The following is a 12515-nucleotide window of genomic DNA, read 5'->3' as shown; positions in this document are numbered from 1 at the left end:
CACCCCATGTCCCCTCACGGCCCTTTGCGTATCGGTATCGGCGGCCCTGTCGGCGCAGGCAAAACCACGCTGACCGCGGCCCTTGCACGCGCGCTGAAAGACGAGTTGAGCCTTTGCGTCATCACCAACGACATCTACACTCAGGAAGATGCCGAAGCCCTGATGCGGATGCAGATCCTGCCCGCCGATCGGGTGATGGGTGTCGAAACCGGGGGCTGCCCGCATACCGCGATCCGCGAGGATGCGTCGATCAATCTGGCCGCCGTGGCTGAAATGCGCGCGCGGCACCCCGATCTGGACCTGATCCTGATCGAAAGCGGCGGTGACAACCTGTCGGCCACCTATAGTCCCGAACTGGCCGACCTGACGATCTATGTGATCGACACGGCGGCAGGCGAAGACATCCCGCGCAAGGGTGGCCCCGCCATCACGCGGTCCGATATTCTGGTCGTCAACAAAACCGATCTCGCGCCCTATGTCGGCGCATCGCTTGATGTGATGGCAACAGATGCCGCACGGATGCGTGGCACGCTGCCGGTGGTTTTCGCCAGCCTGAAACATGGCAAGGGCGTCGATGATGTGGTGGCCCTGATCCGCAATCTTGGCGGGTTATAGCGCCAACCTTGCCCATCTTCCCAGCCTAAATATCCCCTGCGGAGCGTTCCCCTGCGCAGCAGGGGAAAATCAACGCCGGCCCAGTTTGCCGAACTCGCTGTCCAGCAAGGCGCGCAGTTTCTTGGCCCCGCCGCGCAAGGCGGCTTCGACATTGGTGTCGCTATGGGTGACGGTCTGGGGCTGCATCCCTTCGGGGCGGCCTTCGATGGTGCAGCGGATATCGTCCGATCCGCCTTTGGCGGCATTCACATCGACGATATGCACCTCGACACGGGTCAGGCGGCTGGTCAGATGGCCCAATGCGCCGGTGACGATGGTTTGCGCCACTTCGGCCAGACGTTCGTCACCCTGGATGGTGGAATCGGTGTTCAGCTGGAATTGCATGTCAGTCCTTTCAATGTCTCTTTTGACCTAAGCAGTGAACGCGGCATTACAATCCCGGTGCCGGTGGGGCGGATCGCGCCATCGCGCGCGGCACTTGCGGGATGATGGTCCAAGGTGTATCTGAAGCGCCATGAAACCGGTATTTGACATGGATGATCGCGCACGCCTGCCTTGGCGGTTCTTTGGCGCGACTTGCACGATCCTCGCACGGGGCTGACGCCCCCCGTTTCCGCACGCCTGCCAACATCTGAATTTTGATACGGGAGAGGACAATGTCCCCCAAAACGCTTTATGATAAAATCTGGGATGCGCATGTCGCGCATGAGGCCGAAGACGGCACCTGCCTGCTGTATATCGACCGCCATCTGGTCCACGAAGTCACCAGCCCGCAAGCCTTTGAAGGGCTGCGTCTGGCCGGTCGCAAGGTTCATGCCCCCGACAAGACTATCGCCGTGCCGGACCATAACGTGCCGACCACGCTGGACCGTGCCAATGGCGGCATGAACGAGGAATCGCGCATCCAGGTCGCGGCGCTGGACACCAATGCCAAGGATTTCGGGATCCATTACTACCCGGTGTCCGACGTGCGCCAAGGCATCGTGCATATCGTCGGCCCCGAACAGGGCTGGACCTTGCCCGGCATGACCGTCGTCTGCGGCGACAGCCATACCGCGACGCATGGGGCATTCGGTGCTCTGGCGCATGGGATCGGCACGTCAGAGGTCGAACATGTGCTGGCCACCCAGACCTTGATCCAGAAGAAATCCAAGAACATGAAGGTGGAAATCACCGGCAAACTGCGCCCCGGTGTTACCGCCAAGGACATCACCTTGTCCGTGATCGGCGCGACAGGCACCGCTGGCGGCAACGGCCATGTCATCGAATATTGCGGCGAAGCGATCCGTGATCTGTCGATGGAAGGGCGGATGACCGTTTGCAACATGGCCATCGAAGGCGGCGCGCGCGCGGGCATCATCGCGCCCGATGACAAGACCTTTGAATATTGCAAAGGCCGTCCGCACGCCCCCAAAGGTGCGCAGTGGGAAGCGGCTGTCGCCTATTGGAAAACCCTGTTCACCGACGAAGGCGCGCATTTCGACAAGATCGTCACCCTGCGTGGCGAAGACATCGCGCCTGTCGTGACATGGGGCACCTCGCCCGAGGATGTGCTGCCGATCACCGCGACCGTGCCTGCGGCTGACAGCTTTACGGGTGGCAAGGTCGGTGCGGCGCAACGTTCGCTGGACTATATGGCGCTGACGCCTGGCACCAAGCTGACCGATATCACCATCGACACGGTGTTCATCGGGTCCTGCACCAATGGCCGAATCGAGGATCTGCGCGCTGCTGCCGCGATCCTGAAAGGCAAAAAGAAAAAAGACGGGCTGCGCGCCATGGTCGTCCCCGGTTCTGGTCTGGTCCGCGCGCAGGCCGAAGAAGAAGGGCTGGCGCAGATCTTCATCGACGCCGGTTTTGAATGGCGCCTTGCAGGCTGTTCCATGTGCCTTGCGATGAACCCTGACCAGCTTGCCCCCGGCGAACGTTGCGCGGCCACATCGAACCGCAATTTCGAAGGCCGCCAAGGCCGCGGCGGGCGCACCCATCTGATGTCGCCCGCGATGGCGGCAGCAGCGGCGATCACCGGCAAACTGACCGACGTACGGGAGATGATGTAATGCAAAAGTTCACCAAACTTTCGGGCATTGCCGCCCCCATGCCTTTGGTCAATATCGACACCGATATGATCATCCCCAAGCAGTTTTTGAAAACGATCAAGCGCTCCGGCCTTGGCGTGAACCTGTTTGATGAGATGCGCTATGACGACGACCGCAACGAAATTCCTGATTTCGTGCTGAACCAGCCGCAATACCGCGCGGCCCAGATCCTTGTCGCGGGCGAGAATTTCGGCTGCGGGTCCAGCCGCGAACACGCACCTTGGGCGATTGCCGATTTTGGCATCACCTGTGTGATCGCACCCAGCTATGCCGACATCTTTTACAACAATTGTTTCAAGAACGGCATCCTGCCGATCACCCTGCCGCAGGAACAGGTCGATGTGCTGATGAAGGACGCCGAAAAAGGATCGAACGCGCGGATCGAGGTCGATCTGGAAGCGCAGACGATCACATCCTCGGATGGGGATGTGTTCCATTTCGAAGTCGATTCGTTCAAGAAACATTGCCTGATGAACGGGCTGGACGATATCGGCCTGACGCTGGAAAAGGCCGATGCCATCGCCGGTTTCGAGACACGGGCAAGCGCCGCGCGCCCCTGGGTCTGAACGCCCCGCCATCGCAGGAAAGCCGCATCTTCGGGTGCGGCTTTTGTGTTTTGGGGTGCAAGCAAAGGTTGTAATCACGCACCACTTTGCGGCCAAAACATGACATCAAGTTCATGAAAGCGTGTGATTGACTTGCAGATTGGCACCCGTTCATGCGAAATCATGGTTATCGTTCTGGTTGTGTTGCGCCGAGAATTACAGCCTAAGAAAAAATGGTCGCGGGCGCAGCCCTTGTGATCCGGGGAGTGGATGCCGTGTTCTTACGCTTGCCAGCCGCAATCGTGCGGGCAATCCTTGTGATAATGCTGGTCGTCATGCCATCGGCGTTGCTTGTCGGCAGCGGCAATGACACGACACAGGTTATTGTGCTGGTGGCGATTTTTGCTGCCCTGTTCACCTTGGTCGAATATAGCGCGGCCAGCCCCAGCCTTGTAGAATTCCGCGATGCGCCGCCGTTCAACCGGACGCGGTTTTCGGCACTGTTTGGCATGGTTTTTTGCCTGTCGATGATCTTTCGTGGTTATGACAACCCGTCCCGGCTGACCGCCTTGTTGCAGACCACAGGCGAGGCGATCGGCAAGGCGATTGATTTTCCTTATTCGCCGGTCCGGCTGATGGTGCAGATGATGCCTGCGGGCACCGATCTCGCGCTTTTGGACCGGATCCGCGATGCGGCGGGGCTGAGTTATCTGATCGCGCTCTTTTCGATCGTCTGGTTTATCGTGCTGTTGCGGCTGCACCGCTGGCCACGGCGGGGCGGGGCGTTCAATGTCTGGGTCAATCTGCCGACCTTCGACCCCACGGCGGGGGGCGATGTGGTGCTGCGCCTGCAACGGGACGGGCGCATTAATATCTTGTTAGGGTTTGTGCTGCCATTCTTGGCGCCGGCGGTGGTCAAGCTGGTGGCGGTCTTTGCCGCACCGATCAATCTGGACAATCCGCATACCTTGATTTGGACGGTGGCGGCATGGGCGTTTCTGCCTGCAAGTATCCTGATGCGGGGTGTCGCGCTGACACGGGTCGCCGACATGATCCAGATGCAGCGCGAAAGACTGCGCAACCGCGCCACAGCCGCGGCGCTGGCTGGGTATTGATCCTGTGGCTTTGGCCCTTGACCACCGCCGCCGATGTCCTCCGGATTGCCACCTATGCGGCGCCGCTGACCCGTGATGGGCCGGGATTATTGCTGCGCGACATCCTGCGCGGCGATGATCCGCAGGTCACGGCCCATGCCGCCATCATCGCGCAGGCCGATCCCGATCTGCTGGTGCTGACGGATTTCGATTATGACCTCGATTCCATCGCGCTGCGGGCTTTTGCGGCGCTGTTCGATCCGCCCTATCCCTATCTGTTCGCCGCGCGGCCCAATACCGGCATGCCAACGTGGCAGGATATCGACCGCAACGGCCGCTTGGGTGAACCGCGTGACGCCCAAGGGTACGGGCTGTTCAACGGGCAAGGGGGCATGGCGATCCTGTCGCGCCTGCCGATCGACGCAGGCGGTGTCACCGATCTGTCCGCGCTGTTGTGGCGCGACCTGCCGGGGGCGGATTTGCCGGTGCTGGATGGCGGGCCATTCTTTGCGCCGGCGGTGCTGGATGTGCTGCGGCTGTCCACCACCGGCCATTGGATCGTGCCGGTGCTGCCGCCCGATGCCCCGCCTTTCGCGATCATGGCCTATGCGGCCAGCCCGCCCGCCTTTGATGGGCCAGAACGGCGTAACATCCGGCGTAACCGCGATGAGCTGCGCCTGTGGGAACACGTGCTGGCGGGGCATTTTGGACCGGTGCCGGATGATTTCGTGATCACCGGCAATACCAATCTGGACCCGCAGCGCGGCAAAGGCGACAGGGCCGCGATGGCCGCATTTCTGGCGCATCCTTTGGTGCAAGACCCTTTGGCGGGACAGCCCACCGCCGATTGGCGCGCAATCGGGCTGGGCAAGCTGCGCGTCAGCTATGTGGTGCCGTCGCGGGGCTGGCAGGTTGTGGATGCGCGGGTGGTCTGGCCCGTGCCTGATGGCGATCCTGCCTTTGGCGCGCATCATCTTGTCTGGGTCGATCTGGCCCGTTAGGCCCTCTGGTATCTTGAACCTTTTCGCCGCGCGCGTTACGCCAAGGCAACATTTTTTTGCAAGGAAATTCCCCATGGCCAACCCTTCCCTTCTGATCCTCGCCGGTGACGGCATCGGCCCCGAGGTCATGAACGAGGTCAAGCGCATCATCGACTGGTTCGGTGCAAAGCGCGATCTGGCCTTTGACGTGTCCGAGGATCTGGTTGGCGGTGCCGCCTATGACAAACACGGTGTGCCGCTGCACGATGACACGATGGCAAAGGCGCAGTCGGTTGATGCGGTGCTGCTGGGGGCTGTGGGTGGCCCAGCCTATGACAACCTTGATTTCAGCGTCAAACCTGAACGCGGCCTGTTGCGCCTGCGCAAGGAAATGGACTTGTTCGCAAACCTGCGCCCAGCACAATGTTTCGATGCGCTGGCGGATTTTTCGTCGCTGAAAAAGGATATCGTGGCGGGTCTCGACATCATGATCGTGCGCGAATTGACATCGGGTGTCTATTTCGGTGAACCGCGCGGCATCCATATGGAAGACAACATGCGCGTGGGCATCAACACCCAGCGCTATACCGAAGCCGAAATCGAACGCGGCGCGCGCGCGGCGTTCGAGCTGGCGATGAAGCGCAACAAAAAGCTGTGTTCGATGGAAAAAGCCAATGTGATGGAAAGCGGCATCCTGTGGCGCGATGTCGTGACCGAAGTCCACCGCGATTATCCCGAAGTGGCGCTGTCGCACATGTATGCCGACAATGGCGCGATGCAGCTGGTGCGCGCACCAAAGCAATTCGATGTGATTTATACCGACAACCTGTTCGGTGACATCCTGTCGGACTGCGCCGCGATGCTGACCGGCAGTTTGGGCATGTTGCCTTCGGCCTCGCTGGGTTTGCCGATGGCCAATGGCCGGCCAAAGGCGATGTATGAACCGGTCCATGGGTCGGCCCCTGATATCGCGGGTCAGGGCAAGGCGAACCCGATTGCCTGCATCCTGTCGTTCGCGATGGCGCTGCGCTATTCGTTCGACCAAGGCGCCGAAGCTGACCGGCTGGAAGCCGCCATCGAAACGGTGCTGGCGGATGGCGCACGCACAGCCGACCTGATGGGCCCCGAAGGCGGCGTGCCTTTGTCCACCACGCAAATGGGTGACGCGATCCTGACCGCGCTCGACGCGAGCCTGTGATGACCCCGAACGCCAAAGGTGCGCTGATCGCGCTTGCCGCCTTTGGCGTTTTCGCCACGCATGACGTGGTGGTGAAAATCCTTGGTGGGATCTATTCGCCGGTGCAGATCGTCTTCTTTTCGGTTTTGCTCAGCTTTCCGCTGGCGACCATGATGCTGATGCGCGACAGCAAACCCGGCACGCTGGTCCCCACCCATCCGTGGTGGATGCTGACGCGCGCGGTGGCGACGGTGATCACCGGTTTCACGGCCTTTTATGCCTTTTCGGTGCTGCCATTGGCACAGGTCTATACGATTCTGTTCGCCTCGCCCTTGTTGATCACGGTGCTGGCGATTCCGGTCTTGGGCGAAACTGTCCGCATCCGGCGCTGGGCGGCGGTGATCGTGGGGCTGATCGGCGTGCTGGTCGTGCTGCGCCCCGGATCGACCGAATTATCGCTGGGCCATCTGGCGGCCTTGATGGCGGCGATTGGCGGGTCGATTGCATCAATCATCGTGCGCAAGATCGGGTCAGAGGAACGGCCCGTGGTCATGCTGCTCTATCCGATGGCGTTGAACTTTGTGGTGATGGCGGCGGCCTTGCCATTCGTTTATGAACCAATGCCGATCGACCATCTTGGTATGTTGGGGATCATCGCGGTTTTTGCATGGATTGCCAGCCGGATGATCATTTCGGCCTATCAGGCGGGCGAGGCGGCGATCATCGCACCGATGCAATACAGCCAGATCATCTGGGCCAGCGTTTTCGGCTTTGTTTTCTTTGACGAAATGATTGATCTGAACACCGCTATCGGTGCCAGTATCATTATCGCAAGCGGCCTTTATATCGTCCTGCGCGAAAGCCGCAGTGGGGCATCTGAAAACACGCCTGTTCTGCGCACGCGGTCACGCTCGGAAACCGGTATCATTCCGCGGATCAGCATGTTGGTGCGTATCTCTGGCAAGACCTTGCCGGGGCAGCAAAAAGCCCCCGACTAAGGGTCAGAAATTCGCCTTGACGCCCGGTAGGTCCAGCGCCTTGATCAGGTCGCGCAATTCCTGCCGTGCCGCCACGTTCGAGATGTTCATGCTTTTCACCCCGATATCGCGCAGGTCCAGCAGGGTCAGGCCGCGCGGAAACAATTCGCGGAAAATCACCCGTTCGTTGAAACCGGGGGCAGTGCGAAACCCGATGCGGCGGGCCAACTTGTTGATCACGCGCTGCATCTTTTCCTTGTTGACCATCGCTTGCGCGCCCATCCGGTTACGCACGACCACCCAGTCAATTGGTTTCAGCCCCGCCTGCGCGCGCAATTGTCGTGCGCTCCAGACCATTTCCGAATAGATTGACGGGCCGGTGATTTCCTCGCCCTCGCCGTCAACATGGGCCAGCAGGTCGAAATCGACGAAACTGTCGTTGAGTGGCGTGATCAGAGTATCGGCAAGGCTATGCGCGACCTGGCTGAGCCGGGTGTGCGAGCCGGGACAGTCGATCAGGATGAAATCGCAATCCTCTTCTAGCCGGGCGACCGCCATCGACAGGCGATGGTCGAATGCGTTTTCGCCCGGATTCAGGCCGTTCTCGTCGATGTCGGGCAGGTCGTAATAAACGGGTGTCGCCAGATCGAGGCCGGATTTCGCCATAAATGCTGTCCGATTGGTCAGGTACCGCGCAAAGGTGCGTTGCCGCAGGTCCAGATCCAGCACGCCGACCTTGTGGCCCTGGCGCGCAAGAGCAGTCGCCACATGCATGGATACCGTGGACTTTCCTGCGCCGCCCTTTTCGTTGCCGATAACGATGATATGCGCCACGCCGGACTCCTGTACTGGCTACTCTGGCGCGACTATATGATGTGGCAGTGCCAAGGAAAAGCGCAGCATCGCGTATTTGCGTGGTTTTTGTCATCTGTGGTTTTGCCCCCATGGCCACAGCACCTGACGCCCCGCTTGACAACAGGCGCGCAACCGATCATGTGCAGGTCAACCGATGCAAGCTGCCGCGTGAGCAGAGCGGGATCAAACCCGCAAGGCATCCGTTGATTTTCAGGTTCCCAGATCACGCAGGGGTCCCGCGCCACATCGGCGCCCGGACAATGCGGTTCAGGCAGTCAGCATTTGGCGCAACTTCTGCTTTTGACCTTTGGGGCTCGCCCATGGGTCGTACCCATATGCGCGGGCCGCAGGTCCGCTGAAAACACAGGATATCCATGATGGATTTTGACATGCTGGGCCTTGCGCCCCGATTGATTGCCGTTCTGAAAGAACAAGGCATCACCGATCCCACCCCGATCCAGACGCAAGCGATCCCGCATGCGATGAATGGTCGTGACGTGATGGGGCTAGCCCAAACCGGCACGGGTAAGACCGCGGCCTTTGGCCTGCCAATGATCCACGCGCTGATGAAGGCGGGTGTGAAACCCAACCCCAAGGCCGTGCGCGGGCTGGTGCTGGCACCGACACGCGAATTGGCCAAACAGATTGCTGACAACCTGACCGCCTATACCAAGGGCAGCCATCTGAAGGTCGCACTGGTCGTTGGCGGCGCAGGCATCACCGCCCAGACAAAGCGTCTGGCGGGTGGTGTGGACCTTTTGGTTGCAACCCCGGGCCGGTTGATCGACCTGCTCGATCGTCGCGCTGTGCGGCTTGATGAAACCGTCTATCTGGTGCTGGACGAGGCCGACCAGATGCTGGACATGGGGTTCATCCATGCCCTGCGCCGGATCGCCCCGCTGTTGGCCAAAGATCGTCAGACCATGATGTTCTCGGCCACCATGCCGAAACTGATGTCGGAACTGGCAGATGCATTTTTGACCGATGCGGTGCGTGTGCAGGTCAACCCCCCCGGTCAGGCTGTCAAGAAGATCGCGCAATCGGTCCATTTTGTGGCGCAGGCCGCGAAAACCGATTTGCTGGTCGATCTGTTGGACAAACACCGCGACGAGCTGGCGCTGGTTTTTGGCCGCACCAAGCATGGCTGTGAAAAGCTTTATAAAACGCTGGAGGCCAAGGGTTTTGCTGCGGCGTCCATCCATGGCAACAAATCCCAAGGTCAGCGCGAACGTGCGATCGAGGCGTTCAAGGCCGGCAAGGTCCGTGTGCTGGTGGCGACCGATGTTGCCGCCCGTGGCATCGACATTCCGGGTGTGCGCCATGTCTACAATTACGACTTGCCCAATGTGGCGGAAAACTATGTCCACCGGATTGGTCGCACCGCGCGGGCCGGTGCTGACGGGTCAGCCATCGCGCTGGTCGCCCCGGACGAAATGATTGAACTGCAGGATATCGAAAAAGCGATGAAGGAAACCATCCCCGTCGCATCGGGCCGTCCATGGGAAATCATGCCCGGCCAGAAAAAACGCCCCAATGGCGGCGGTGCCGGTGGCGGGCGTCGTGGCGGCGGTGGCGGTGCTGGTGGTGGTGGCGGGAACCGTTCTGCCGCGCCGCGTGCCGGTGGCAAGCCCGGTGGCTTTGCCGGCAAGCCCCAGGGTGGTCGCAAACCAGGTGCTGGTGGTGGCGCTGGCCGGTCGCGCGGGCGGTCTGCCGCGTAAGGTGCCTCAGGCCTGCGGCCTGCCGCGATTGCGCGGGGCGCAGGCCAATATCGTTACCGTCCCGCCTGATCATAGGCCATGGGGCGGGCGCTCTGATCATGCCTTGGTGCATTGGCACGGCCAGGGCGGTCTGGATAAGTCCGGCAGGGCAGCTGAGATACTGGTTCTGCCGCAAGATCAGATGGTGCCTGGTCCGGCTATGGCGCAGCAGCGGTTCCACCCAAGCACGCGCTGATCTGGACTGTTCGGGGCCGGCCGCGATCACTTGCCATACACCAACCGGCCCGTCAGGCTGCACGTACCGCGCCTGACTGCTGCCGCGGTGTGTGGAACTGGCGCAAAGTGGCCGACAGGCGTTGCGCCTCGTCGCTAAGAGTGCTGCTGGCGGCGTTTGCTTCTTCGCCCAGAGCAGCGTTTTCCTGCGTCATATGATCCAGCTGCTGGACACCGATGCTGACTTCGGATTGACCAAGCGCCTGATCCTTGACCGATGCGGCAATGGCCTGGATCGTCACGCCCATCTGTTCGACCTGCGCCAGCACCTGGCTCAGGGCGGTGCCGGTGTTCTGGACCAGGACCGTGCCTTCGCTGATCTTGGTCCGGCTGGCGGTGATCAGGGTCCGGATTTCGCGGGCCGATTGCGTGGCGCGCATCGACAAGGCCCGCACTTCTGACGCGACAACCGCAAAGCCCCGGCCTGCATCACCCGCGCGGGCAGCCTCAACCCCAGCGTTGAGGGCCAGAAGGTTGGTTTGAAAGGCGATGTCTTCGATGACTGAAATGATCTGGTTGATCTGGCCGGACGATTCCTCGATTTCCTGAATGGCTTGCGTTGCTTCATCCAGAACCTGACGGCTTTGGTTGGACAGGCTCAGGCTGCGCTTGGCCATCTCGTCCGCTTCGGCTGCTTTGGCTGCGATTGCTTTGCCGCTCTCGCTCAGATTTTGCAATGTCGCCGATGATTCCGCCAGCGTCGCCGCCTGTGTTTCGACCCGTCGCGCCAGCGAATCCGACATCGACGCAATCCCGGTGCTGGCGGTTGTCACTTCTTGTGCGATCTCGGTCATGTCGGACACGCTTTTGCCAAGGCTTGCGACCACCGCGTTGAAATCTTCGCGCAGCGCCTCATAGGCGGCGGGAAAAGGATCGGAATTGGTCGAGTCGATCCTATGTGTCAGGTCCAGTCGGGCCAGATGGGCCAGACCCGTGCGCAGCAGGCCCATGACCTTTGTCTGTTGTTCATGCGCTTGCCGGCTTGCGTCTTCCAGCTGATGGTTGCGTTGCAGGCCGACCTTGAAATCGGTTACACGGCGGGCAATTTCGCCGATTTCATCCTTCATTCCGGTATGGGGTACGGTCGTGTCGAGATTGCCGCTCGCGATATCAGCGATGGCATTCGAGATCTGGGTAATCGGGCGCGTTATTTGCATTGCCATCAGCACAACCGTACCCAGGCCCAAGACGATCACGATCACTGACGCTACGAGCATCGTCATCAACCGGTCGAATATCGCCGCATCGATATCCGTCCGTTCGACACCCACGTAAATAATACCGATGACATCATCGCCTGCGCCGTAAACCGGCAGATAGGCCGTGAGATAAGGCTTGCCCAGAATCTCCGCCTCACCCCGGTATGTCTGGCCTTTTATCACCGCAGCATAGACCGGGTTGTCGCGGCCAAGGTAGGTGCCGACCGCGCGTTCACCGTCGGGTTTGATGATATTTGTGGTCATGCGACGAAAGTCGTTTTCCTCCGAATCCCACAGAAAGAATGTCGCCGTTTCACGCAACACGCGCCCGACCTGATCGATCAGGTCATGCGTGTCGAATTCGGGAATTTCGGTCAAACTGGCGCGGGTGATCTGCCCATCGGGGCTATAGGTCACCGTTAACCCGTCGAAGGTAGATTGAAAGACCGCTGCGACAATGCGCAGTGACTGGTCCTGCCGGTTCTGCACATCTGTCAGCATGGCATTCTTCGTCTGGCGTGCAGAGATCGACACCAGAACGGCGCAGACCACCAGCATGATCATCGTCATCATAATGGCAAGGCGCAGTTTCAATGAAAGAGTGACAGAACGTTTCATGGTAATCCCCAGAGTGATACGACATCTGAAGTCTACAGTTGAAAAACCAACAAACACTTAAAGCGCGAAGACCAAATGAAAAAGGGCCATATGCGGTTGCATATGGCCCTTGAAACAATCGCGAAGGAAAGGTGTTTAGAACCCCAGACCGGCGTATTTGTTCTTGAACTTGGACACGCGGCCGCCGGCATCCATCAGGCGGGTGCCGCCACCGGTCCATGCAGGATGCACGGAAGGGTCGATTTCCAGTGACATCTGGTCACCTTCCTTGCCCCAGGTGGATTTCATCTGCACGATCGTACCGTCAGTAAACTTGACGTTGATGACGTGGTAATCGGGGTGAATTTCTTTTTTCATGGAACCCG

General features: G+C 60.1%; 12 protein-coding genes. 8 read left to right on the top strand and 4 right to left on the bottom strand.

Annotated features, from left to right (window positions below; translation table 11 throughout):
- Window positions 1–6 precede the first annotated feature (6 nt).
- Window positions 7–615, top strand: a complete 609-nt coding sequence (gene ureG / locus ACPF9B_RS10600; RefSeq protein ID WP_040483015.1) for an urease accessory protein UreG — start codon at window positions 7–9, stop codon at window positions 613–615.
- A 69-nt stretch (window positions 616–684) separates the two neighbouring features.
- On the opposite strand, the gene ACPF9B_RS10595 is transcribed toward ureG, so the two are convergent.
- The gene (locus ACPF9B_RS10595; protein WP_007206920.1) at window positions 685–999 is read right to left on the bottom strand and encodes a hypothetical protein; all 315 of its coding nucleotides are present in this window, start codon (window positions 997–999) and stop codon (window positions 685–687) included.
- A gap of 272 nt (window positions 1000–1271) precedes the next feature.
- Here ACPF9B_RS10595 and leuC point away from each other — a divergent pair, with 272 nt between their 5' ends.
- The 6 genes from leuC (at window position 1272) to ACPF9B_RS10565 (ending at window position 7508) form a co-directional block, all read left to right on the top strand.
- A complete protein-coding gene (gene leuC, locus ACPF9B_RS10590; RefSeq protein WP_007206921.1) occupies window positions 1272–2675 on the top strand; it encodes a 3-isopropylmalate dehydratase large subunit in 1404 nt (467 codons plus the stop codon).
- Window positions 2675–3280, top strand: a complete 606-nt coding sequence (leuD, locus tag ACPF9B_RS10585; protein WP_424177276.1) for a 3-isopropylmalate dehydratase small subunit — start codon at window positions 2675–2677, stop codon at window positions 3278–3280. The genes leuC and leuD overlap by 1 nt, the downstream gene beginning before the upstream one ends.
- 254 nt (window positions 3281–3534) lie before the next feature.
- The gene (locus ACPF9B_RS10580; RefSeq protein WP_424177274.1) at window positions 3535–4374 is read left to right on the top strand and encodes a hypothetical protein; all 840 of its coding nucleotides are present in this window, start codon (window positions 3535–3537) and stop codon (window positions 4372–4374) included.
- 17 nt (window positions 4375–4391) lie between these two features.
- Window positions 4392–5354 (top strand): endonuclease/exonuclease/phosphatase family protein, encoded by a 963-nt coding sequence (locus ACPF9B_RS10575; protein ID WP_424180405.1) that lies wholly within the window; start codon window positions 4392–4394, stop codon window positions 5352–5354.
- A gap of 73 nt (window positions 5355–5427) precedes the next feature.
- Entirely contained in the window at window positions 5428–6531 is a 1104-nt protein-coding gene (gene leuB / locus ACPF9B_RS10570; protein WP_007206926.1) for a 3-isopropylmalate dehydrogenase, read from the top strand.
- Window positions 6531–7508: a DMT family transporter gene (locus ACPF9B_RS10565; RefSeq protein WP_424177271.1), complete on the top strand. Its 978-nt coding sequence runs from the start codon at window positions 6531–6533 to the stop codon at window positions 7506–7508. The genes leuB and ACPF9B_RS10565 overlap by 1 nt, the downstream gene beginning before the upstream one ends.
- Window positions 7509–7511: 3 nt before the next feature.
- Here the strand turns inward: ACPF9B_RS10565 and ACPF9B_RS10560 are convergent, their stop codons facing one another.
- Window positions 7512–8321, bottom strand: coding sequence for a division plane positioning ATPase MipZ (locus ACPF9B_RS10560; RefSeq protein WP_424177269.1), 810 nt, complete (start codon window positions 8319–8321; stop codon window positions 7512–7514).
- 398 nt (window positions 8322–8719) lie between these two features.
- Here ACPF9B_RS10560 and ACPF9B_RS10555 point away from each other — a divergent pair, with 398 nt between their 5' ends.
- The gene (locus tag ACPF9B_RS10555) at window positions 8720–10060 is read left to right on the top strand and encodes a DEAD/DEAH box helicase (protein WP_040483334.1); all 1341 of its coding nucleotides are present in this window, start codon (window positions 8720–8722) and stop codon (window positions 10058–10060) included.
- Between the two features lie 287 nt (window positions 10061–10347).
- On the opposite strand, the gene ACPF9B_RS10550 is transcribed toward ACPF9B_RS10555, so the two are convergent.
- Window positions 10348–12150, bottom strand: coding sequence for a methyl-accepting chemotaxis protein (locus tag ACPF9B_RS10550; RefSeq protein WP_424177267.1), 1803 nt, complete (start codon window positions 12148–12150; stop codon window positions 10348–10350).
- A gap of 135 nt (window positions 12151–12285) precedes the next feature.
- The gene (gene rpmE, locus ACPF9B_RS10545; RefSeq protein ID WP_007206932.1) at window positions 12286–12507 is read right to left on the bottom strand and encodes a 50S ribosomal protein L31; all 222 of its coding nucleotides are present in this window, start codon (window positions 12505–12507) and stop codon (window positions 12286–12288) included.
- Window positions 12508–12515 lie beyond the last annotated feature (8 nt).

The organism is Yoonia sp. TsM2_T14_4 (assembly GCF_049602355.1).
Lineage (GTDB): Bacteria > Pseudomonadota > Alphaproteobacteria > Rhodobacterales > Rhodobacteraceae > Yoonia > Yoonia vestfoldensis_A.
The sequence above is the reverse complement of the archived record's forward strand: the minus strand, read 5'-3'. Positions and strand labels throughout refer to the sequence as shown.

Bases quoted from the DNA above. Each gene is read 5' to 3' on its own strand.
- ACPF9B_RS10550 (WP_424177267.1), bottom strand. From the start codon at position 12,150: ATGAAACGTTCTGTCACTCTTTCATTGAAACTGCGCCTTGCCATTATG.
- leuD (WP_424177276.1), top strand. From the start codon at position 2,675: ATGCAAAAGTTCACCAAACTTTCGGGCATTGCCGCCCCCATGCCTTTG.
- leuC (WP_007206921.1), top strand. From the start codon at position 1,272: ATGTCCCCCAAAACGCTTTATGATAAAATCTGGGATGCGCATGTCGCG.
- ureG (WP_040483015.1), top strand. From the start codon at position 7: ATGTCCCCTCACGGCCCTTTGCGTATCGGTATCGGCGGCCCTGTCGGC.
- ACPF9B_RS10555 (WP_040483334.1), top strand. From the start codon at position 8,720: ATGGATTTTGACATGCTGGGCCTTGCGCCCCGATTGATTGCCGTTCTG.
- ACPF9B_RS10565 (WP_424177271.1), top strand. From the start codon at position 6,531: ATGACCCCGAACGCCAAAGGTGCGCTGATCGCGCTTGCCGCCTTTGGC.
- rpmE (WP_007206932.1), bottom strand. From the start codon at position 12,507: ATGAAAAAAGAAATTCACCCCGATTACCACGTCATCAACGTCAAGTTT.
- ACPF9B_RS10595 (WP_007206920.1), bottom strand. From the start codon at position 999: ATGCAATTCCAGCTGAACACCGATTCCACCATCCAGGGTGACGAACGT.
- leuB (WP_007206926.1), top strand. From the start codon at position 5,428: ATGGCCAACCCTTCCCTTCTGATCCTCGCCGGTGACGGCATCGGCCCC.